The 21,742-nt window shown below is 50.9% G+C and carries 24 protein-coding genes; 4 read left to right on the top strand and 20 right to left on the bottom strand.

What is annotated here, in order from left to right:
* Positions 1–148: 148 nt before the first annotated feature.
* The 6 genes from alr to LOK74_RS23630 form a co-directional block, all read right to left on the bottom strand.
* Entirely contained in the window at positions 149–1,330 is a 1,182-nt protein-coding gene (gene alr / locus LOK74_RS23655) for an alanine racemase (RefSeq protein WP_230044448.1), read from the bottom strand.
* Positions 1,331–1,333: 3 nt separating this feature from the next.
* Positions 1,334–1,774 carry a hypothetical protein gene (locus LOK74_RS23650; protein WP_230044447.1) on the bottom strand — a complete coding sequence of 147 codons (441 nt, stop codon included), beginning with the start codon at positions 1,772–1,774 and terminating at the stop codon, positions 1,334–1,336.
* 137 nt (positions 1,775–1,911) lie between these two features.
* Entirely contained in the window at positions 1,912–2,940 is a 1,029-nt protein-coding gene (locus LOK74_RS23645) for an outer membrane lipoprotein-sorting protein (protein ID WP_230044446.1), read from the bottom strand.
* A 274-nt stretch (positions 2,941–3,214) separates the two neighbouring features.
* Positions 3,215–3,598: a holo-ACP synthase gene (gene acpS / locus LOK74_RS23640; RefSeq protein WP_230044445.1), complete on the bottom strand. Its 384-nt coding sequence runs from the start codon at positions 3,596–3,598 to the stop codon at positions 3,215–3,217.
* Between the two features lie 102 nt (positions 3,599–3,700).
* Entirely contained in the window at positions 3,701–3,889 is a 189-nt protein-coding gene (locus LOK74_RS23635) for a gamma-type small acid-soluble spore protein (protein WP_230044444.1), read from the bottom strand.
* Between the two features lie 101 nt (positions 3,890–3,990).
* A complete protein-coding gene (locus tag LOK74_RS23630) occupies positions 3,991–4,911 on the bottom strand; it encodes a DMT family transporter (protein ID WP_230044443.1) in 921 nt (306 codons plus the stop codon).
* Positions 4,912–5,135: 224 nt separating this feature from the next.
* On the opposite strand from LOK74_RS23630, the gene LOK74_RS23625 reads away from it, so the two are divergent.
* On the top strand, positions 5,136–5,324 hold the full coding sequence (locus LOK74_RS23625; RefSeq protein ID WP_420908708.1) for a glutaredoxin family protein: 189 nt from the start codon (positions 5,136–5,138) through the stop codon (positions 5,322–5,324).
* Between the two features lie 92 nt (positions 5,325–5,416).
* On the opposite strand, the gene LOK74_RS23620 is transcribed toward LOK74_RS23625, so the two are convergent.
* From LOK74_RS23620 to LOK74_RS23605, 4 genes are all read right to left on the bottom strand, one after another.
* The gene (locus LOK74_RS23620) at positions 5,417–5,755 is read right to left on the bottom strand and encodes an ArsR/SmtB family transcription factor (RefSeq protein ID WP_230047114.1); all 339 of its coding nucleotides are present in this window, start codon (positions 5,753–5,755) and stop codon (positions 5,417–5,419) included.
* A 143-nt stretch (positions 5,756–5,898) separates the two neighbouring features.
* Positions 5,899–7,536 carry a GMC family oxidoreductase gene (locus tag LOK74_RS23615; RefSeq protein ID WP_230044441.1) on the bottom strand — a complete coding sequence of 546 codons (1,638 nt, stop codon included), beginning with the start codon at positions 7,534–7,536 and terminating at the stop codon, positions 5,899–5,901.
* Positions 7,526–8,125 (bottom strand): gluconate 2-dehydrogenase subunit 3 family protein, encoded by a 600-nt coding sequence (locus tag LOK74_RS23610; protein WP_230044440.1) that lies wholly within the window; start codon positions 8,123–8,125, stop codon positions 7,526–7,528. The genes LOK74_RS23615 and LOK74_RS23610 overlap by 11 nt, the downstream gene beginning before the upstream one ends.
* 5 nt (positions 8,126–8,130) lie before the next feature.
* A complete protein-coding gene (locus LOK74_RS23605; RefSeq protein ID WP_230044439.1) occupies positions 8,131–8,523 on the bottom strand; it encodes a hypothetical protein in 393 nt (130 codons plus the stop codon).
* Between the two features lie 413 nt (positions 8,524–8,936).
* Here LOK74_RS23605 and LOK74_RS23600 point away from each other — a divergent pair, with 413 nt between their 5' ends.
* Entirely contained in the window at positions 8,937–9,389 is a 453-nt protein-coding gene (locus tag LOK74_RS23600) for an SRPBCC family protein (RefSeq protein ID WP_230044438.1), read from the top strand.
* Between the two features lie 122 nt (positions 9,390–9,511).
* Here LOK74_RS23600 and pstB read toward each other — a convergent pair whose 3' ends face one another.
* The 4 genes from pstB to LOK74_RS23580 all read right to left on the bottom strand — a co-directional run bounded on the left by pstB (position 9,512) and on the right by LOK74_RS23580 (position 13,215).
* Positions 9,512–10,264, bottom strand: a complete 753-nt coding sequence (pstB, locus tag LOK74_RS23595; protein ID WP_230044437.1) for a phosphate ABC transporter ATP-binding protein PstB — start codon at positions 10,262–10,264, stop codon at positions 9,512–9,514.
* A 74-nt stretch (positions 10,265–10,338) separates the two neighbouring features.
* Positions 10,339–11,184 (bottom strand): phosphate ABC transporter permease PstA, encoded by an 846-nt coding sequence (gene pstA, locus LOK74_RS23590; protein ID WP_230044436.1) that lies wholly within the window; start codon positions 11,182–11,184, stop codon positions 10,339–10,341.
* Positions 11,184–12,092: a phosphate ABC transporter permease subunit PstC gene (gene pstC / locus LOK74_RS23585; protein WP_230044435.1), complete on the bottom strand. Its 909-nt coding sequence runs from the start codon at positions 12,090–12,092 to the stop codon at positions 11,184–11,186. Before pstC ends, pstA begins: the two co-directional genes overlap by 1 nt.
* A 115-nt stretch (positions 12,093–12,207) precedes the next feature.
* Positions 12,208–13,215, bottom strand: coding sequence for a PstS family phosphate ABC transporter substrate-binding protein (locus LOK74_RS23580; protein ID WP_230044434.1), 1,008 nt, complete (start codon positions 13,213–13,215; stop codon positions 12,208–12,210).
* Positions 13,216–13,463: 248 nt separating this feature from the next.
* Here LOK74_RS23580 and LOK74_RS23575 point away from each other — a divergent pair, with 248 nt between their 5' ends.
* Together LOK74_RS23575 and LOK74_RS23570 are read left to right on the top strand one after the other, a co-directional pair.
* On the top strand, positions 13,464–15,161 hold the full coding sequence (locus tag LOK74_RS23575) for a methyl-accepting chemotaxis protein (RefSeq protein WP_230044433.1): 1,698 nt from the start codon (positions 13,464–13,466) through the stop codon (positions 15,159–15,161).
* Between the two features lie 64 nt (positions 15,162–15,225).
* The gene (locus tag LOK74_RS23570; RefSeq protein ID WP_230044432.1) at positions 15,226–15,420 is read left to right on the top strand and encodes a DUF378 domain-containing protein; all 195 of its coding nucleotides are present in this window, start codon (positions 15,226–15,228) and stop codon (positions 15,418–15,420) included.
* A gap of 85 nt (positions 15,421–15,505) precedes the next feature.
* On the opposite strand, the gene LOK74_RS23565 is transcribed toward LOK74_RS23570, so the two are convergent.
* The 6 genes from LOK74_RS23565 to LOK74_RS23540 all read right to left on the bottom strand — a co-directional run bounded on the left by LOK74_RS23565 (position 15,506) and on the right by LOK74_RS23540 (position 21,738).
* Complete coding sequence (locus LOK74_RS23565; protein ID WP_230044431.1) at positions 15,506–16,036, bottom strand: GerMN domain-containing protein; 531 nt, start codon at positions 16,034–16,036, stop codon at positions 15,506–15,508.
* A gap of 26 nt (positions 16,037–16,062) precedes the next feature.
* Positions 16,063–17,883 (bottom strand): N-acetylmuramoyl-L-alanine amidase, encoded by a 1,821-nt coding sequence (locus tag LOK74_RS23560; RefSeq protein ID WP_230044430.1) that lies wholly within the window; start codon positions 17,881–17,883, stop codon positions 16,063–16,065.
* A 148-nt stretch (positions 17,884–18,031) separates the two neighbouring features.
* On the bottom strand, positions 18,032–18,499 hold the full coding sequence (locus LOK74_RS23555; protein ID WP_230044429.1) for a hypothetical protein: 468 nt from the start codon (positions 18,497–18,499) through the stop codon (positions 18,032–18,034).
* 9 nt (positions 18,500–18,508) lie between these two features.
* On the bottom strand, positions 18,509–18,769 hold the full coding sequence (locus LOK74_RS23550; RefSeq protein WP_230044428.1) for a hypothetical protein: 261 nt from the start codon (positions 18,767–18,769) through the stop codon (positions 18,509–18,511).
* A 218-nt stretch (positions 18,770–18,987) separates the two neighbouring features.
* On the bottom strand, positions 18,988–20,625 hold the full coding sequence (locus LOK74_RS23545; RefSeq protein WP_230044427.1) for a peptide ABC transporter substrate-binding protein: 1,638 nt from the start codon (positions 20,623–20,625) through the stop codon (positions 18,988–18,990).
* Positions 20,626–20,856: 231 nt separating this feature from the next.
* Positions 20,857–21,738 (bottom strand): MetQ/NlpA family ABC transporter substrate-binding protein, encoded by an 882-nt coding sequence (locus LOK74_RS23540; RefSeq protein ID WP_230044426.1) that lies wholly within the window; start codon positions 21,736–21,738, stop codon positions 20,857–20,859.
* Positions 21,739–21,742 lie beyond the last annotated feature (4 nt).

Genomic DNA, 21,742 nt, shown 5'->3' with positions numbered 1-21,742 from the left:
TTAACAATACCATTATGTCGAACCGTATGCAAAAATATACCTGTATGGTGACGAAACATGCGTTCCGGAGAACTCCAACTCCTTCAGCATACCGCTATCATACTATTCGCTTTCTGCTGCAAAAATCCTGCTTCTTTCGTGTTACAATTTAACACTTGTTGTGAATTCGGTGACAAAAATCGACAACTTGGTTGCCTTTAAGATATACACGTGGAATACGGTAGTTTAACATGCAGGCAACTTCATAGTTGATCGTTCCCAACAGCTCCGCCACTTCATCCAGCGTGATTCGCTCATCCTGCTGCTGGCCGTACAAGACGACCTCATCACCCACACTGGCATCTGCCGCTTCAATCCGGACCATCGTCTGATCCATACAAACCCTGCCGACGATCGGTACCCGCCGACCGTTATGCAAAGCCGTGCCACGGTTGGAAAGCAAGCGGGAAAAACCGTCTGCATATCCAATCGGCAGTGTGGCAATCTGTTCTCCCGGTGCAGCCGTATAGGTGGCTCCATAGCTAATCGTCATCGGCTGTTCTGCTGTTTTCACATGGGCGATTCGCGTCTTCAGCGAGAGAGCAGGTGTCAATCGGACCTGTCCTTGCTCGCGCAGAAAAGCGGATGGGGACAGCCCGTACAAGCTGATGCCCAGCCGTATCGCATCATACCCCCACTCCGGAAAAGCGGTGGCCGCCGCACTGTTGCAGCAATGGACCTGTGGCAGGGCATATCCTCTCGCCCGCAGCCCATCTAGCAGCTCCCGAAACCGCCTGTGCTGTGCTTCCACATGTGCCGTATCCGGCTCGTCGGCACAGGCGAAATGCGTAAAAATCCCTTCCCAGGACAACTCGTGCGATCGCTCAACTGCTTCAACCACTGCGAGCAGTTCCGCTTCTGAGCGCACCCCCAGGCGGCCCATGCCCGTGTCCACCTTGACATGAACAGCCAACCGGTTCAGACTGTCAGCATGCTGAAGCCGCCGTGTCACCTGTTCGATCCACTCAGCATGGTACACGGTTAGAGCTACGTTCCATTCCGCTGCCTGGTCTACGGATTCAACCGGTGTATATCCCAGCACGAGAATCGGCGCCGTAATGCCTGCCCGACGCAGGACAATCGCTTCATCCAGCATGGCCACAGCTAGCGACGCGGCACCGCTTTCCAGAGCCGCACGCCCGACGTGAACCGCTCCGTGACCATATCCGTCCGCCTTGACAACGGCCATAATCGCCGAAGACGGAGGGATGTGCTCCCGGAACGCCAGCACGTTGGCGCCGATCGCGTCCAAATCCACCTCAATCCACGTATCACGACAATAGGGTTTCATGATTTATCGCCTCTTCCCCTTACGCTGAAGGAGAAATAACCGTTCGTCCAGATGGGCGAGGAATTCGCGCGAAATCATCAAAGATTCTTTCTTCCCCTGCAGCCGATAGACGTTTCTCCCCTCGTACACCTGCTCAACCGCAGAAAGCGGATACGACCGTTCCTGACCGGCAATCGAGACGATCAGATGCGATTTCGTCAGTGTGTAACGCGGGCGTAATACAGCTTTGTACAGAAAAGGCGAAAGACCGACTACTCCAAAGGCAATCGCAAAGGCCAACAGCTTAAACGTATTGCTTTGCGATCCAAACAAGACAGAGAGCAGCACCATGCCGACGACAAAAACGGCCGTCTCCCATATGCGCAGCTTCATATTTTTCCGCAAAAGCAAATCCTTATAGCTCGCTTCTGCTTGAAACAGTACTTCTTCCGTTCGCTTCTTCATGCCCTTGTCTGTCACCTCACGTCATGACTATGCGTATCTTATCGCTTTTTGGGCTGACGTGTCAACAAACAGGATGCCAAGAAAAAAGAGAAAAAAGAGGCAGGGTTCACCTGCCCGCGCGTGTGGATCAGCTTGTTTTACTTCCCGCTCACACCATACGTAGAGTTAGCGATTTTAACCATCTCTTCCTCCGGCAGGTTCCCCACCAACGTAAACTCTACGCCGTCCAGCTCCCAAGTCAGCATCCGCTGCTGGTCGGCCGAACCGGTCAGAACACCAACGGTAAATCCTAGGTTGATCGGCATCCCCACATCATAGCTAACGGTTGTAGCCGTAGGACGAGCCTCCATCAGCTTATAATTGTATGTCCCTTCGTACTGCAGCACGACACTATACTCTTCCCCACGCTTTACCGGTTCTACTGCACCCAACTTTACCCCTTGCGGCATATAGGTAGGCTGGATCACACCAAAAGAGCCCGATGGCGGCTCCTCAAGTCCCCCCTGCGCAAACGTTGGAATAGCCATCATCGCACTTTGCATGTTGCGGTCTTTATCGAATGCATCTTTGTCGAACTGAGGATCAAAGATAAACTCTGCGAACGAAATCTCTACCATCGTATTCATGTTGCCATCCATGATTTCGGCATGGGTCGGTTTGAAGTCTTCCGTCAGCCAGATTTTTTGCCTGGTAAGGGAACGATTGCCGCTGTAGTTCGCCTTCACCTCAAATACGTACTGCTTGTCGTCCATGTTTACCTTCCGTTCCGAGTCGTCCAGGATACTCCGTACCAACGTCTCGTACAAGTAGAGCGGACCGTTGTTTTCCGGCCAACCACTTTGGAAACGGAAGCTTTTGTTCAGGTGGGGAGTCAGCACAAACACACCTTCGTCATTACGCAGTATGATCTGTGTAATGTTCCGCTGCTTGGAGGTGAGTGCGACCCGATAGTTTGTCGGCTTTTGATACCAAACTTCCACATCATACTCTTGCGGGGTCGAACCTGTCTGCAATGTCAGCACAGCAGTTGTCTTGTAACCGGACATCTTTTCAAGCGTACTGCTCAAGTCCCCTACCACGTCTTCCGGCGACTTCGTGCCAAAGCAACCTGCTGTAAAAACGGAAAGGACAAGTCCGATCACCAACCATAAAGCTCCCCGTTTCATAGAAAACAACTCCTCCTTGTCTAGTTTCGACAAAGGAGGGCTCCCCTGTCTATTTCCAGGGAAATTTGTAAGCCCGAAAACCCCACCCATCAACGTGGTGTCGCATCTGCTTGTAACTCGTATGTCGAGTATGACGAGACGATGCAAGTAGATACGATATCGCTTTTTGAGAAGGGTCGGACCGACATTCCCGGTGCATTCACCAGAACAGGTAGTCCCTCCTAATCTACGCGATATATATCTATGTCTCTTCTCGTCCCAATATGCAGACAAGTTAGAGTTGTTCGATCACCACATAGGCGAGCGCATATGACGTACAGTGGGAAATGCTGACGTGCAGCCGCAGTTTGCTGTCGGGAAACAAGGCGGCAAGTATAGCTGGCGTGATCGACAGCAGAGGTTTTCCCCGCTCATCCGGAATGATCTCTATATCGGTAAAAGCAACCCTGGCACCAATTCCGGTGCCCAGCGCCTTGGCTGCCGCCTCCTTGGCCGCGAACCGACCTGCTGTGTACTCAACCACGCGCTGCTGCGACCCTGTCGGGACATAAAGCTGCTCACGCGAACTGAAAAGCCGATCACGCAGCCGCGGTTGACGCTGCAGCAGCGTATCAACGCGGTCAATCTCTACGATATCGCTTCCAATACCGACAATCATCCGCAACACCCCTTTCCTGCTCCATCCATTATCGCAAATGATGAGTATGATGACAAAAAAGAAATACCCCCGTCTGAACGGGGGTTTTTGGACGGAGTGAACCTATTCAGTCACCTTGTTGTTTGCTGCAGCACGAGCAGCAGATTGTTGGTTTTGACGGCGTACCTCAGCTGCATTCGTCTCAGCGGCGAACTCAGTTGCAGCATTATTGTTTTGAGCTGCACGAGCGGCAGCATTTGCAGCAGCGTTAGCGGCAGCCGGGTTTTGAGGTTGTTGGTTACGTCTTGCCATTGCGGTTCACCTCCTTGACCTTGCTGACTATAATGTGCTCTGCTCATCAAGAAGGTATCCAACCATTTATTGCCACAGCCTTCCCCGTTTTCCTCCTTTTCCTATGCAGTATCGACGTGTGCAGTTGGCTTCTGCCGCTGCATGCTTTGCATAAAAATCCCGAGACAAACAATGCTAATACCGATTAGCGCCGCAAAAGACGGCAATACTGCACCCAGCAGCAGCATCTCGCCAATGAGTGTAAAAACAATCTCGGTGGATTGAGTTGCTTCGACCGCTGCCAGCTTGTTCTGATCGCCACCCGCCATCTCTGTGGCGGCAAAAAACAGCACCGTCGCAATAAGTCCGGAGCAAACAGCTACCAACAGGGACTGTGTCACCTGCGACTGACTCGGCCACCCATGTGTGGCGTATCCTCCAGCAGCCAGCAGCAGCCAGCAAGGCAGACTGCCCAGACACATGCCGAGTATGCGCGAAAATGTGTCCAGACTGCCCCCAAGATGCTCCATCATCTTGCGGTTGCCGAGCGGATAGGCGACAGCCGCAGCTAATAAGGGCAGCACGGTTAAAGCAACTGCCAACGGCGTGACGGCCTGCGCATGATCAAGCTGAATGATCACGACCCCAATCAAGATCAGTATCGACCAGCTAAGGTTTTTCCACGGAATCTTGCTTCCAAATAGTGGGGCAAGAAGCGGCCCGCAGATGATCGTGATCTGCCAGGTACCGGCCACCAACCATCCGGGACCGTAATCGGCCGCAAAACAAGTAGCGGTGTAAAACACGCCAAAGCCGACGGTTCCCCAAAGAATCCATGTCCAGGGGTGAGCCGTCCATTCCTTCCATAGTTTTTTCATCCCGCCGCTAAGCCAGACAATCAGCAGCAACGGGGGAATCATAAAGAAAAAGCGAAGGGAGGCACTCCAGGCGAACGATCCCCCCTCAAGGCTCATGGAACGGTTCAACAAAAAGGTGGTCGAAAAAAACAGACATGACAATATGCCAAGGGCTATCGCTTTCATGATCTTTCCTCTTTTCACATAGTGTATACATAATGGCAGGAGGAATCCCTTTTCATCGCGAATACCAGTAGCGTGTCCGCTATAACGGCCCTTCTTTTCCCACCTTCCCGCCGCCCGTTTTACCTGTATTTACCAAAAACAAGAAAAGGAGCGTGACGAAACAGATGCCCAAACAAGTCATTATATACACGCAACCGACATGCGGTCCCTGTCAGGAAGAAAAAATGTGGTTAACGCAGCAAGGGATTGCTTTTGAAGACCGAAACATTCGCGAAAACGACACTTATTTCAATGAAGCAATTCAGTTGGGGGCGACACAGACCCCTGTGACCCTTGTCATTGATGAAAACGAGGAACAGTCGGTGATTCACGGATTTGATAAAACGGCACTCCAACAGGCACTAAACGATTAAACGGACCAAACAAGCAGATCTCCCGTGCGTCAGACAAAAGGTGAAGCCTAGGCTTCACCTTTTGATCATGTCCCGATACTTGTTGGTATGTATCACAATGCAGCCTTTAACCCACGCCGTTCTAACTCCTTGACCCGATGTCGCAAGTCGGGCAGGTAGTCGAGGATTGCCTTCACGATCGGTTCACAGTCGTCATTTATGGAATACAGCACCCATGAGCCCTTCTTGCTTTCTTTCACTAGGCCCTGACCCTTTAATTTAGCAAGATGTTGAGAGATAGATGGTTGGGAAACCTGTAAAATCATCACGATATCACGCACACAGAGAGCCTGCACGTGCAGAAGGGCTAAAATGGCCAGCCTCGTCTTGTCTCCCAAAATCTTAAACAGGTCGGACATATCCAGAAGGTGCATCATCTCTGAGGGTTCCATCATGCTTCCCCCCGCCTTTTGTAGTGTATAGTTTGCTCATATTAGTATACTATACGTCTCACTTGCAGGGGAACAGCACTTTTTACAATTTCTTGGCATAACTTGTCCAAGCGTACTAAAGACGCCTTCGCTGAAAATGCAGGTCAGATGTTGTGACGTGACATTTCCTCAATCAGATGATCTGCAGTTCGAGCAGCCAAAGCCATTACCGTATTGGTCGGATTTCCGCCGCCGGATGTCACGAAAACACTTGCTCCAGCGATATACAGGTTAGGAATATCGTGAGAGCGGCCGTACGAATCAACGACTGACGCGTCAGGATCGCTACCCATCCGGCACCCGCCCATCAGATGAGCTGTTTCCCCGACGACATGTGCCGGGCTGCCGCCCATCGCTTCGATCAGACGATTCATCTGTTCCACCGCGTGATCGATCAGCCGCAGGTCGTTTTCTCCGTAACTGAACGTTACCTTGGCCAACGGCATTCCGTACTCATCCGCCCCATCCGTCAACGTAACTCGGTTGTCGGGGTTGGGCAGCACTTCTCCGACCAATGTGATCCGAGCGTAGTAGTTGTAATCGAGCATGGCTTCCCGCAACTGCTTGCCCCACAACATACGCCCATCCGCCCGTTCGGTGGCGATCTGTGAAGCCATCCCAACCGGCCGTGAGCCGTGGGCATGCAGCGTGTAGCCACGCGCAAATCCCCGCCGCTTATCCGTTTCGTAAAAGTGCTGCGTCGTCGCCAGAACAGGCGTACCCTTGTAAAGGCGTACCTCCTCCGGCAGCAACCCGTATACATCGTGACTGCTGTGCGGCATGATCGCTTTGCCGACCCAACCGCTGGAGTTGGCCAAGCCGTCAGGGAAATGCGGCGTAGCAGAGTGAAGCAGCAAGCGGGGTGTTTCCACGACAAACCCGGCCAGAATGACGACACGTGCCTTTTGCTCGTAGGTTGTCCCCTCATAGTCAAATAGCACGCCGGTCACCCGGCTTCCATCGGTCAGCACCTGTGTCACCATGCAGTCCGACAGCACTTCCGCACCGTGTTCAATCGCTTTGGGGATGTGCTGGATCAGTCCACTGTACTTGGCATTGGGCATGCACCCCTGGTTGCAAAAACCGCGGTTGATGCAGGGGGGACGACCGTCAAACGGGGCGGACAGAATGGCCAACGGTGTGACTACGCTCTCGATCCCCAGCTTCTCACAAGCTTCCCGGAACACCTGCGCATTGGCGCTAATCGGTTCCCGAACCGGGTACGGATACGGCCCGTTAAACGGTCCCCAGGGGTAGTGCTTGGGTCCGGAGACGGCAATATCGCGCTCAATCTTGTCGTAAAAGGGAGCAAGATCTTCGTAGGCGATTGGCCAATCCTCTCCTACCCCGTCAGTGGTTCGCGTTTTAAAATCGCTCTCGTGAAAACGGAGAAAGACACCTGTAAAGTGAACCGTCCCTCCGCCGACACCGCGACCAGAGTTGTTGTGGCCCAAACGAAGCGGGTTGGCCCCATCGACGATGCGGGTGGCTTCCCAGCCAAGCCGTCTGGTGGCCAGTTCGTCACTGGCAAAGTCAGTCTGTGGGTTCCAATAAGGACCTGCCTCAATCACGACCACTTTCAGACCTGCCTTGGCCAATTCATAAGCCAGCACTCCACCGGCAGCGCCTGCTCCTACGATGCAAATGTCCGCTCCATCCCTGTATTTCCGTTTATCCAGTCGTTTCGAACGGTGCCCTGCATAGTGATCACTATGGTGGGTCACACGATCTTTATTTTCCATCGCGCTTTGCCTCCCATGGATCTACCAGTCCTTTTTCCACCCTCACATAACCGCGCGGATAGGCTGGGCCGCCATAGCCGATGTCGGACCAGACCAGCGGATGCGAGTAATAGGCACTGACGACGTCAAACAGCACTTTTTTAAAAAAATCCTTTGGCTGTACTTGCATCCAGGCTGGCGTCTGCGGCGCTCTGCCTGACTCCAACAAGGAGAGCAGTTCCTCCTGTTGATCTCTCTTTAACCCGATAAAGTCTGTCCGGTACATCCTATGGCTTAGTTCGTTTAGTCCGCCCATCCCAACGCGGTATAGCGTCTTCTTCTCCGGCACGCCTGCTTTGCGCTGTGATTCGCCGACCGGGCTTCGCAGGGACTCATCGATATGCTGTGTGACAAACGTTAGCACTTCTTGACGGTACTCGTCGGTGAGCACGCCAGCCAGCGTCTGAATCAGCAGAGCTTCGTCGCGGGTAAGAAAGGAGTGGCTCACCACCGGTGTACGCCGCTTCGCTACGATCTGACGGGTATGCGGGTCCCAGTGTTCATGCTCGTCCCATACGTTGTACCAAGGGTAGTAGCTTGATTCGCTCATCCTGCTCACCCCCAAAACAGGGCCAGCAGCCCCAGCACACTTAGTGCACTCACCATCAAGGGAAGAACAATCGGCGGCCCCACCAAAAAGTTCTGTGTTTCCCCGTACCCGCCGACACGCTCGCCCACCCCTGCCGTGTGTTTATACGCGCCGAACAAGCCTTCTGCCAAGGTAATCCAGAGCAGCACGCTAAACGTCCACTCAATCCACTCCGCACGAAAAAAGCCGTAGACAATGGCTGTGACAGCTACCACCGGTGTGCCCAGCACAGGCAGCCACATCGACCAGTGGCGAAAGTTTTGCCGTGAATGAAACATGGTGACCTGCACGAAGATCATCGCAAAAGCCAAACCAGTAAACAAAATGATGACACGCTCAAGCGGCCACCCCTGCCACATAGACCACCACTCCTTTTACGCCAGCATCAAGTCACTTGCAGCCGTGATGTATGCGAACCTATTTTTAGCATCAGCTCTCCTGTTTATTCCAGAAGATCCTAAATCAGTTGAAAAAAAGGTCCTGGTCGTCCTATTAAAAGTATTTCATTCCTACTACCGTGCAAACTGTTGTTTGAAGTAGGATAATAAATGAAAGTACAATAATCATCCTGAATCAAACCCTTTGATAATCGACCGTGTTTGAGGATGAACTGACAGAACAAAATTTCTCTTATCGATGCGATAAAACAACCCCGAAAATGGAGGTATGGGGGAGTCACAGGTATGACCGAACTTGATATTGAACATGATGGGTTCCCAGATTATGAACTATATTGTTTTCAAGACTAAATAAATGAGAAGGTAAAAAAAATATGCCTATAATTAGACACGATATTTATATAGATGCACCAATTAATGTTTGTTTTGACCTTGCCAGAAACGTAGAAGTACACACAGAAACAACAACTAGAACGAAGGAAAGAGCCGTTGATGGTGTTACAGTTGGACTGATGGAAAATGGCGATACAGTTACTTGGGAAGCTATCCATTTTGGAGTAAAACTCATATTAACAGCTAAGATAATAGAGATGGAAAAGCCATACAAATTTACTGATGTTATGGTTAAAGGAGCATTCCACTCCTTTAGGCATACACACGAATTTATAGAAAGTGGCACAGGAACCATTATGAAAGATACCTTTTGTTATAAATCTCCTTTTAGCATTTTTGGAATAATAGCTGATAAATTGTTTTTAGAAAAATATATGAGACATTTTATTGAAAATCGTGCAAAAGAGTTAAAGAGGATAGCTGAAAAAAAGTAATGGAGGCAATTCGTTAATTTTCAGCTTGATTTGATTTTTACAAACTGAAATAAGCATTTGTCCAAGCTGTTTTGCAAAGGACAAATGCTTATCATTTTTTATCGCTTGTAGCTATGGGCGACTCACCCAAAGCGTCCGGTGATGTAATCTTCGGTCCGCTTGTCGCTAGGGTTTTGGAAAATCACAGGTGTGGCATCGTATTCCACCAGCTCACCGTTGAGGAAAAAGGCTGTCTTGTCCGAGATGCGTGCCGCCTGCTGCATGTTGTGGGTGACGATGACGATGGTGTAGGTTTGCTTTAGTTCATCCAGCAGTTCCTCAATCTTGGCAGTAGAGATCGGGTCGAGAGCGGACGTAGGTTCGTCCATCAGCAGGATCTGCGGGTTGACCGCCAAAGCCCTGGCGATACAGAGCCGCTGCTGCTGCCCTCCGGATAAACCGTAGGCCGGCTTCTTCAGTACGTCTTTTACCTCGTCCCACAGCGCTGCCGCTTTCAAGCTTTTTTCGACGATTTCGTCCAGTTGGGCGCGGTTGGTCACTCCATGCAGCTTGGGACCAAACGTGATATTGTCGTAAATGCTTTTCGGGAACGGGTTAGGCTGTTGAAAGACCATCCCCACGTTTTTCCGCAAGATTTCTACGTCCACATTGCTCTGATATATATCTTCGCCGGATACCGTTACCGTACCGGTTATTTTCACATTTGGAATCATGTCGTTCATGCGGTTCAGCGTCCTCAAAAAAGTGGACTTCCCGCAGCCGGATGGGCCGATAAACGCGGTGATGCTGTTCCCTTCAATATCTACATTGATATCCAGCAGCGCGTGATGCTGTCCATAGTACAGATTCAGGTTACTGGTTTCGATGATGCTCACTGGTCATAGCTCCCCTCAAAAAATTTTTTCTATTTTCTTTCGTTACACGTATCTTTCCTTGAACGCCCAAAACCTTAAAAGCGTTTTTGATACTTGTTGCGCAGGAATACAGCTGTTGCATTCATTAGCAACAAGACAACCAGCAAGATGATGATACCCGATGCAGCCAGTTCGTGGAACTCCTGCTTGGGCTGCGATACCCAACTGTAGATTTGAATCGGCAGTACCGTAAACTTGTCGAGTGGATCCTCCGGGACAAAGCGGACAAAAACAAACGCACCCACAACAACGAGTGGTGCTGTCTCACCAATCGCCCGGGAGAGACTGAGAATCATGCCTGTCAGGATTCCCGGTGCAGCGGATGGCAAGACAATGCCTCGGATCGTCTGCCACTTGGATGCGCCCAGCGCATATGCCCCGTGCCGCAGTGTCTGGGGAACTGCCCTGATCGCTTCCTGAGCAGCTACGACGACGATCGGCAGCACAAGCAGCGCCATGGTAAACGCCCCCGCCAAGATGCTGGGACCCAGACTCATCGCGCGAACAAACAGCGCCAGTCCCAAGATCCCGTATATAATGGACGGAACGCCGGCCAGGTTGGAGATATTGGTCTGGACCAGGCGGGTAAACCAGTTTTTCTTTGCGTATTCCTCCAGATACAGTGCAGTCGATACTCCCAAAACAAGAGCCATCGGAGCAGTAAGAACGATCACCCAGATCGATCCCCAGAGGGCTGCCTTAATCCCTGACCGCTCCGGATTGTACGAAGGGAAATTGTTAATAAAATCCCAATTCAAGCGGGGCATCCCTTGATAAATAATGTCGATCACCAAGACGACAAGCGCCAGCATGCCAAACAGGGTAGCCGCAAAGAAGACCCACTTGTAGGCCGTATCTTTTATCTTCCTCAGCTTGTTCATTAATACTCCTCCTTGTAGCGACGGGAGATAAATTGTGCAATCAGGTTAAGTCCCAGCGTCATCACAAACAATGTCATACCGACAGCAAAAATGCTCCTTGATTCAATGCTGCCAGGCTCAACGTCGCCAAGGCTGATATTAACGATAAAAGCGGTCATGGTTTGCACACTTTCCAAAGGGTTCATGGTAACCTGAGCAAGCGCACCAGCTGCAATGGTAACGATCATCGTCTCGCCAATCGCACGGGATAAAGCTAGGACGAATGAAGCAATAATACCTGATAAGGCTGCGGGAACGACGACTCGCAAAGCCACTTCGAAGCGAGTGGCCCCCAGTGCATAAGCTCCGTTACGCAAGCTGCGAGGAACGGCCAGCATGGCATCTTCACTGAGGGAGGCGACCATGGGCAAAATCATGATGCCAACTACTAAACTGGCACTCAGCGCATTGTAGACGCTCGTATCTGGTATAATACCACGGATCAAAGGCGTCACAAAGGTTAAGGCAAAGTATCCATACACAATCGTAGGAACGCCGGCCAAAATCTCCAGAATCGGTTTGACGACCTTTCTCACTTTTTCAGGAGCATACTCACTCAAGTAAATGGCCGTACCGAGACCGATCGGGATGGCGACCAGACTGGCAATCACAGTGATCATCAATGTCCCGTTCAACAGTGGCAAAATCCCAAAGTTCTTGTCGGCAAACTGAGGCGTCCACTTGGTACTTGTCAGGAATTCCAAAAGCGAGACTTCGCCAAAGAAGCGCAATGTTTCCGACAGCAAAACCAATACGATCCCTACCGTTGTCAGAACAGTAAGCAGGGAACTGGAAAATAGGAAAGCCGGAACCAGCTTGTCTGGCCATCTGCTTACTTTTTTCTTTTCTGATGTGACAGACCCTTGCACGCGTTATTCCCCCTTTGGTCATAGACACGGAAAAATGTGGCAACCCCGCCCACATCGGTGGTTGAGCATCGCCACACTTTTCCATTTCTCACTCTGAAATGTTACACGCAGTCTTTTATTTTAATGCTTCTTCCAGTTCTTTTCTCTCTTCATCATATTTGGCCTCCGGCAACGGAGTATACCCGCCTTCTTTTGCAAACTCAGCTACGTTGTCCATGTAGAACTTCACAAAAGCAGCTACTTCCGGTTTTTTCAGCGCCTGCTTGGAAGGATAGATCCATAGTTCGCGGCCTAGCGGCGCATAGGATCCATCTTCAATCGTTTGGTCGGACGGCATCACAGCTTTACCGGACTCAGGGTTTACGATTGGCACTGCTTTCAGCTTGTCGCTGTTTTCGGCGAAATACGCAAATCCGAAGTAGCCGAGGGAGTACTGGTCACCAGCGACCCCTTGTACCAGAACGTTGTCGTCTTCAGACGGGGTATAGTCAGTACGGGAAGATTTCGCTTCACCAACAACCGTTTCCGTGAAGTACTCAAACGTACCAGAGTCGGTTCCCGGACCATAGAGCTTGATTTCCTCAGCCGGCCATCCTTCACGAACTTCAGACCAGAGTTTTACTTGGGAATTCGGTTCCCAGATTTTTTTCAGTTCTTCGATCGTCAGTTGATCGACGAAGTCGTTCTCCTTGTTGACAACAACCGTCAATGCGTCATACGCAACCGTCAGTTCTAGATGCTCAATGCCATTCGCTTTCGCTTCTTCAATAACGGAATCTTTGATTCTGGAAGAGGCGTTGTTGATATCCGTTTCCCCAACAACCCATTTCTTAAAGCCACCACCGGTACCGGTAGAGGCGACAGATACGTTTACTCCCGGATTTTCGTCCATGAATTTTTCAGCAGCCACGATGGTGATCGGATATACAGTAGAAGAACCCGCAATCAATACTTCCCCGCTCAGTTCTGCCCCTTGTTCTTTATCAGTTTCGGCAGGAGCTTGAGCTGAACCGTTGCCTTGGTTGTTGCTTGGAGCCGGATTTTGCTCAGCGGTTTGACCACATCCAGCAAGCACGCCTCCAGCCAGTGCCAAGGCCATCATTAGACCACCAAATTTTTTCATCTCGAGAAAACCCTCCTCAAAATTATCAGTATGTCTCTCACGCTTTCTAATCATACTGCCGTTTTATTATGGCAATGTTGGGCGATTGTTAAGCTTGTTTTAAGATTTGTCGATTCCCCTGGTGTTTTGCTCCCGTTCTGTCGAATCATCCCGTACACTACAGTTTCTTCATCTGATATCAACACAGCCTTTACGTTCCTACCCTAGTATTAGAGAAAACAAGGCCTTTTGAACTAGGGGGAACGTTTATGAAAACGCGATATTTCTCCATCTTTCATCGTTTGCACCAGCGGGTACCGCTAAGCGCCAAGATTACGATTCCTTTTCTGCTCATTATTATTTTGTCACTTGGCGCGATGGGCTGGCTCTTTTATACCCAGACAAAAAACAATGTAGTGACGCTGGTAGAAACCCGCCTGCTCTCCGAAACCAAAAAAGTAACGGAGAAGATATCCCTTCTTGCATTTGTGTTTGCGGCAGATGAACAGCAATTTTCCAAGCGACTCACCTATGAACTTCGCCAACTGCAGGCAGATTTGGCCCAACAAGACCTGTCTGTTAACCAGTTGGTCGTCTCGGAAGGCTCATTTCAGCCCATCGACAAGATCACCAGAGGAGAGGTTCCCTTTGGCAGTGAGTTGGCCGCATCAATCGAAGCAGAACGAGCGGGTGTGACTCATGTAGACATAGATGGAACGATCTATACCCTTGCCTACTCTCCCTCACCGGAAGAGCACTTTATTTATGTGATTACAGTGGAGCAAGAGCAGTATCTGGCTCCCCTGCACAAAACGGCAAATCTGATCTTATACGCTGTGATCATCAGTCTGCTCATGTCCCTCCTCTTTGGCTGGCTGGTGGTGCGCAGCGTCACCAAGCCATTCCGTGTCTTGATTGAACATATGAAAAATGTAAGTGCCGGCAACCTTACCGAACGTACCAACCTGCAAAAAGAGGGACCAGAGCTCCACTGGATCGCTGTCAGCTTTAACACCATGATCGAGCAAATGTCGCAGATGATCCGGGAGATTAATCAAATGATCAAGGAGCTTCATCAAAGTGGAGAACAGATGCAGCAATCGGCCGATGAAGCAAGGCAACGTTCGGCGCAGCTATTTTCCCATGTGGAGACGGTAAATCGCGGAGTGGTAAGAACCGCCTCCGCTACTCAGGAAGCTACGCTCTCTTTTTCTCAAATGACAGAAGCGATTAACCAATTGTTAGTCAATATCAATGCCGTTATCCAATCCAGTGCAGAGATGAATCAGGTATCCGACTACGGTCAGCAGCAGTTGGACGAAGTAACCTCCATGATGCGAGAATTCACGCTCATATTCCAGCGCCTGGAGGAGAAAATGGACAGGTTGAACGGCCACTCGCAATCTATTGGTCAGGTGGTCCATATGATCCAAGGACTGGCCAAGCAGACCAAACTGTTGGCCCTCAACGCCTCTATCGAAGCAGCGCGAGCAGGACAATCAGGCAAGGGGTTTGCTGTCGTGGCACAAGAAATCGGTCTGTTGGCGGATGAGTCGCAAAAAGCGGCCCTGGACATCTCAGAGTTGATCCAACGCATCCAGAGCGACGTAGCACTTGTGGCAGACGAAACAAAAGACGCTGCCGGTCACCTTCCGGAGAGTCAGCGACGAGTGGAATCGACAGAGCAGTCTTTCGCCACGTTGCGACACACGGTTGCTCAAACCAATGAACAGATGGATGTCATCTCGCAAGGACTCTCTCACTTGTCCGCCACCCTTGCTGAAGTAGATCAAACCCTGCAATCGTTCGTAGCGATTTCACAAGAGACGCTAGATTGCACGAGCGAAATGACGAGTGCTTCCAAAGTTCAATTGGACGCCATCGATAAGTCGAAACATCTGGCGGACCAATTGATTCAACTATCCAGCCGACTAGATGAAATGAGCCAGCAGTTTACCGTCGCCTGACAGGTATAATTCCTCCACAGAGGGGTAAAACTAGTAAATATATCATTCAAAGGGGTGTGAAACGATGGATAAACTGGCATTACTCCTTGTTGTAATCGGTGCACTTAATTGGGGACTGATCGGCCTGTTTCAATTTGATCTAGTAGCCTTTTTGTTCGGTGGCCAGGAGAGTTGGATCAGCCGGATCGTTTACATACTTGTCGGTGTAGCCGGAATCTATGCAATCAGATTTTTCTTTCGCGAACGAGCACGCACATAAGCGATCAAACTTCCCCTGCCATGTCCGCATCAAAAAAGCGGTATGTCCAACTGTGAACGGTTGGACATACCGCTTTTTATTCACTTTAACGGGTTAACGGTTGACTGATGTCGGCGTGGCCCATCAGCGAGTCTGCAGGTTTTCCGTCGACCAAGATCACGATTTGCTCCACTTCCGAAAACTGAAACATCGTACGTTTCAATGCTTCCATCGCCAGTGCTTCTCCGGTAGCTCCCAGATTGTACTGATTCTCCCCGGACGCGTCAATTGTCAGCGTGCCATCTGAGAAGCTGACAGTGTGATAGTCGAAGTTTTCCCAAAGCGGCTCATGCCCCTGCTCAGTCGGCATTCCCAATAGCGAAAGCGCTTGTACATACTTGTCTCCGCTCTGGTCCGGTTGATAGGAAATCTCCCGCTGTTCCGCTTCCAGCTGCTCCAAGTTGGCATCACTGTAGTACACCTGCAGTTGTGCCGAGATCTTTTGCCCCTCTTCTGCCCCCCCATTGGTGGGGTCAGGTGCGGGAGCAGGTTGACTGTCGGAAGGTACCGAACTGCCGCAGGCACTCAGCAAGGCGAGCAGCAAGAGCAGAAAAATCAGATTCGCGAATCGCTTCATGTCATACCTCCGTTACATGCGGTCAATTAATGATAGGATTCGTAGTACTCCCGGATCGCAGCCACCAGCGCTTTTGCCACCTTCTCCTGAAACTCCGGCTTGAGCAACTGCGCATTCTCCGTCGGGTTGCTCAGAAAGCCTGTCTCTGTCAGCACCGCCGGCATTTGAGTATGCTTGATCACGTAAAATGGATACTGCCTCATCTTCCGATCGGGAAATCCGGTAGCCTGCACCAAGTGTTTGTGCACAACCTTGGCAAATGCCTCACTAAACTCGTTGTAGTAGTACGTCTCCGTTCCCCCTGTCTGAGCATTGCGAAAAGAGTTGGCATGGATGGAGATAAACAGATCAGCTTCGTATTCGTTAGCCAATGCTACCCGTTCTTGCAGCTCGAGAAATACGTCCGTGGAACGAGTGGCCACGGGCTGAAACTCTGGGTACTCTTTTAACAGCTCTACCATCCGGTTGGCCACAGCGAGGTTAAAGTCTTTTTCCCAGTTGCCTGCGACACCGCGTGCCCCTGGATCGTGGGCGCCGTGTCCGGCATCGACGACGATCAAAAACCCTGTCTTGCGAGGGATGGGCGTCAGTTCTACCTCAAATCCGTTCTCTCTAGGCGTAACGGTATACTTGCTTTTCTGGTTCAGTTCGATCACGACACGGACTGTGTATGGCGAATCGCTAAACTGGCTATAGCGAACCTCCCTGATCAACGGCTGCTGATCCATTTCATTCTGCTGCTGTTGGCTCGCTTCACTCGTTGAAACCGTTTGTTCAGTGAAGGTGGTCCGCTCGGCCTCGTCAAACAGCCAGCTAGGGGGGCCCGTATCACCGGCTGATGCCTCTGCTTCATCCTCTGAGGTATCGCGATCAGCTTCGGTTTCGTCGAGAGACGCTGCCCTTGCTTGTCCCGACTTGTCGGTACGTTCTTCCGCTTCGGCAACCGCATCGCCCGCCAGTTCATTTTGGACGATCAATTGTGTCGCTTGGCTCTCCAACAGTTCTGCCAGCATCTCCTCAGACAGCTGCGTGCTTGGCAGGTCGAAGACAATACGGTGGGGCCCTGCCAGCACGAAATGCTTAGGTGCAACGGAGCCTGCCGTGCGAATGGTCACTCTCTCTTCGTCGACCGCTATCTTCTCAAGGTAACTGACTCGTTTGATATGTAGGCGGTTCTGTTCATCGTCCCAGTCGACCTCGCCTCCAGGCAATCGATCGATCAGTCGCTCTAGTTCACTCAGAGGCGCGACAACCGTCGAATCGATCACTTTAGTCGGAGCGAACCCTCCTGACTGCTCTGGAGCTACACCCAGTTTCTCGGCGATTTTCTGAACTGGCAGATACAGAGTGTCTTCCACTTGATATGCCTTCAAGGAGGCGGAGAGATCCTCTCCGTTTGCGAACAGGGCAATCGATTCATTGACCACAACAGTACGAGTACTTGCTTCCCAGCCCACCGTGGCACCGAGCGCTTCGCCGACAAAGCGGAGCGGCAGCAGCATTCGTTCCTCCTTCAGTGCGGGCGGCGCATCCAATAGTACCTGCTTGCCATTTACTTCGGCACTCCTGCTGCCCAACTGCAGCTTGAGCTGAATCTGATCCCGTTTAATCGTCGCCGTTCGGCTGTTCTGATCCCACGAGACTTCCGCTCCCAATCCTTCTGCAATTACGCGGATCGGCACCAACGTCCGCCCGTTTTGGATAAGCGGCGGCACATCCGGCTTTACCCGTTCTCCCTGGATCATCAAATCGATCGCATTCGCTTCCCCTGAGGCAGCTGCCGTCATCCCTGGAACCAGCAGACCTACACCCAGCAAGATCATCATCGTAAATACGACATATCTCATTTCTGCCCTCCCCTGTTGGTTCGTCCATGTCATATTTTGTTGAAGTCTACGATCGGTTAGACGCTGCTTGTCCGAGAAAGTTGTTAGTATTTTTGGACTAAAAATAGGAGGCCCGTGATAGGCCTCCCAAGTGATACATCCGCAGCCGCTATAGCCGGAATCGCCGGGTGGTACGCGAAACCGGCCGTGCTTTCACCGCGCTGCCGTTCGCCAAAAACTGCTGGATCATCGACATCACCGCTGGATTGGACAGCACCTTTAACGTCTCTGTCGCCTTTGGATTTTTCAATTGGGGTATAAACTTGCCGAGTTGAGGAAGCAGGGGGAGCAGTTGGTCCACCGACAGCGTCTGCTCAGGAGGCGTCTGTGCAACCTCTACAGGAACACTTCTTCTTCTTTTAAACAACCCCCGACCACGTGACTTGGCCGGTTTTAGCCGCTCCACCATCTGTTTAATGTCGTCGACATGCTGCCGCAACGTAGCCAACTCTGCCATAACCTGCTCCGATTGAGCAGCGTTTGCTTCCCGGATCTGATTCACTGCGGCTTCGACAAGCTGCAGCTGAGGGACTTGCTTTTTGGGCTTGGGTCTGGCTGGTTTTTTCTTCGCGATCATCCTCACCCCCTACTTGTGAAATCGCTTCTTGATTTTATCCAGTTCCTGTTTCCTGACCCCTTTTTGGGACAATTTGTTCATCAGGCTACTTGCGGTTTCGGTTCGAGACATGGTACGGAACTTGGCGACGTACTGATCCAGCTGCCTGTCATTCACATTTTTGCCCGCCTTTTTGGCAAGCTCGCGGATCACTTCCCGCAGCCCTTCGTCAGATTTTAATTTTTCCCTGGGGATTGACTTGGCGATTTTCGCCCACTTTTCAATGTCCAATCCGTCTCTCCTCCTTCGGTTTGCCTGTTCCCTGATACTGTATGTCAGCGTTTGTCATCTGGATTGGTCGGATGTCCCTGGGGAAAGCACCTAATTCCCATTCATACGGCCGGTCCCCTTTGCCTGTGGGTCGCTTCGTCACCCTCATTCATCACCCTAAAAAGAAAGGAACCACCCCCGCATACAGCACGGGAGCAGTTCCTACTCGCTCACAAATCCTATTGTATGGACGCCCACTTGAAGTCAATGAAGCCAAGACCGTCGATGACCACGTCTTTGACGTCCTCATTTTGTACCCAAGCATGCGTATAGAAGTAAATCGGGGCAACCGGCATCTCGTCGATGAAGATCTGCTCTGCTTGCGCCAGCAGCTTCTTGCGCTCGGCTGGATCGGTTTCTGTCTGGGATTTTTCCAGCAGTTCCTTAAACCTTGCGTTCTCCCAGCGGGTGTCATTATTGCCGCCGTACTTATCTTTAAACAGCTCAAGGAAGTTGATCGGGTCGTTAAAGTCACCCAGCCAGCCCATACGACCAACCTGATAGTTTCCTTCGTGCAAATCTTCGATGTATACTTTCCACTCGGTATTCTTCAACTGCACGTCCACGCCAAGTGACTGCTTCCACTGATCCTGGATGGCTTGGGCAATCTTCTGGTGATTGTCTGCCGTGTTGTAGGAGAGGGTGATCGGCGGCAGCTCGCTGATGCCAAGCTCTTGCATGCCTTCTGCCAACAATTTTTTCGCTGTCTCTACATCATGGTCTTTAAACAGGCCGCCTGGATTGACCGCCATCGAGCCAGGGAGAGCCCCGAGTGCGGGTACTTCGCCGGCTTGTGTCACGTTGTCGACAATCGATTGACGATCGATAGCGTAGGAAAACGCCTTGCGAATCTTCGCATTGTTAAATGGCGCTTGTTCCGTATTAAACTTGTACCAGTAAACGCCGGCAATCTCTTTTACATGCAGCTTGCCCTCGTCTTTCATCGGCGGGATCGCGTCGAGCGGAAGCAGGCCCAGCGGCTTGCCCGCCCAGTCCAACTCATCATTTAGGAACATCGACAATTCTGTATTCTCGTCTTCGATCATCGAAAACTCGATTCGATCCAGTTTCACTGCATTCTTATCCCAATATTTGTCGTTTTTGACCAACGTCATTTTGTTTTTGTGTTCCCAATTCTCCATCTTGAAAGGACCGTTTCCTACGTGGGTAGCGGCTTCATTTGCCCATTTCGGATTGGCTTCCACGACCTTTTTGTTTACCGGCATGTAGCTGTAGAAAGCCGTCAATTCCAGGAAGTATGGCGTCGGGTTTTCCAGCTCCACCTGCAACGTTTTCTCATCGATCGCTTTAACGCCGACATCGTCAGCCGTGATGCCTTCCTGCTTTTTGTTGTACTTTTCCCCGTTTTTGATGTAGTAGAGCTGATAGGCGTAGTTAGATGCCGTTGCCGGGTTCAGCACACGTTTCCATGCGAATTCAAAGTCATGAGCCGTGACGGGATCGCCGTTGCTCCATTGAGAATCGCGGAGATGGAAGGTATATGTTTTGAGATCGTCTGAAATCTCGATTTTTTCGGCAACAGACTCAACTGGTTTGCCTTCTGCATTGAGACGGGTCAGGCCGTCAAAGGTGGCACGGATCACCGCTCCGGATGTGCTGTCTTCCGCTAAGCCCGGGTCTGCTGTAGGAGGCTCACTGTGCAGATTGGCACGGAGCAGCTGTGCTTTGTCTCCTGTATCAGCTTGACTCTCTTTATTCTGGTCGCCAGTAGCAGCATTGTTTGCACTGCCGCATCCTGCAAGCGCCACGCTAAGCGCCAGCACGGAGCTCATCAGTATGAATGCGTTTTTCTTCATATGTGTTATATCCCCCTTCTTTTCCAGTCAACGGTCGGCATGCTCAAACCGATCTTTTCTCACTATACTTCTTTTCACAATTGCAAAAAATATCTTTCGTTTACATTTAATTAAAATTTATGTTTTGATTAAAAATCATAAAGATTCATTTAGAAATAAAAAGAGTTTTCCCGAATAAAAAAAATCCTCCGGCTGCTCTTGGCAGCCGGAGGATGACTCGATCTTCCCGCGTTATTCTTTCAGTTCCCCTACAAACAGGACGGAACCGCCGTATTTTTGATTGATGAACTCTTCTACTTCCGGAGAAGTGAGCGCCTTGGCCAGTTTCTTGATCCCTTCGGAATCTTTGTTGTCCTGACGGGTAGCCAGTACGTTTACATATGGGTTGTCTTTTCCGGATTCGAGATGAATCGAATCCTTGGTCGGGTTCAGCCCCGCTTGCAGAGCGAAGTTGGAGTTGATAACAGCCGCGTCAATAGCTGGATCTTCAATCGCACGCGGCAGCATGGCCGGCTCCAGTTCTTTCAGCTCAATCTTCTTCTCAACGATGTCAGCCATCGTTCCGTTAATGCCTACGCCATCTGTCAACTTGATCAGACCAGCATCTTGCAGGAGAGCGAGGATGCGGCCGTGTTCACCTTGGCCATTGGTAACAGCGACGACAGCGCCTTCCGGCAAGGAAGCGATGTCTTTATACGCCTTTTCTTTGTTGGAGTAAATGCCCATCGGCTCGATGTGCACACCGGCTACATAGGTCAGATCCAATCCTTTTTCTTTATTGGTGTTTTCCAGCCACGGAATGTGCTGGAAGTAGTTGGCGTCCAATTCTCCATCAGCCAGATTGGTGTTGGGAAGCACGTAATCCTGGAACAAGACTACTTCCAGAGTGACTCCCTCTTTTTCCAATGCAGGCTTTACTACTTCATTGAGAATTTCTGCGTGAGGAACCGCTGTCGCACCTACTTTTAACGAAATGGCTTCCTCTTGTGGTTCACTTGGTGCTGCCGTGTCACCACCGGCAGGTTGCTGCTGTTCACCGCCGCCCGCTCCGCATGCGGCAAGCGACACGGCCAACAGACCGGCAAAAAGCGAAGAGATCCATCTTTTTTTCATTACC

Origin of the sequence: Brevibacillus humidisoli (assembly GCF_020923435.1) — a bacterium.
In the GTDB taxonomy this organism is placed as follows: domain Bacteria; phylum Bacillota; class Bacilli; order Brevibacillales; family Brevibacillaceae; genus Brevibacillus_E; species Brevibacillus_E humidisoli.
The sequence above is the reverse complement of the archived record's forward strand: the minus strand, read 5'-3'. Positions and strand labels throughout refer to the sequence as shown.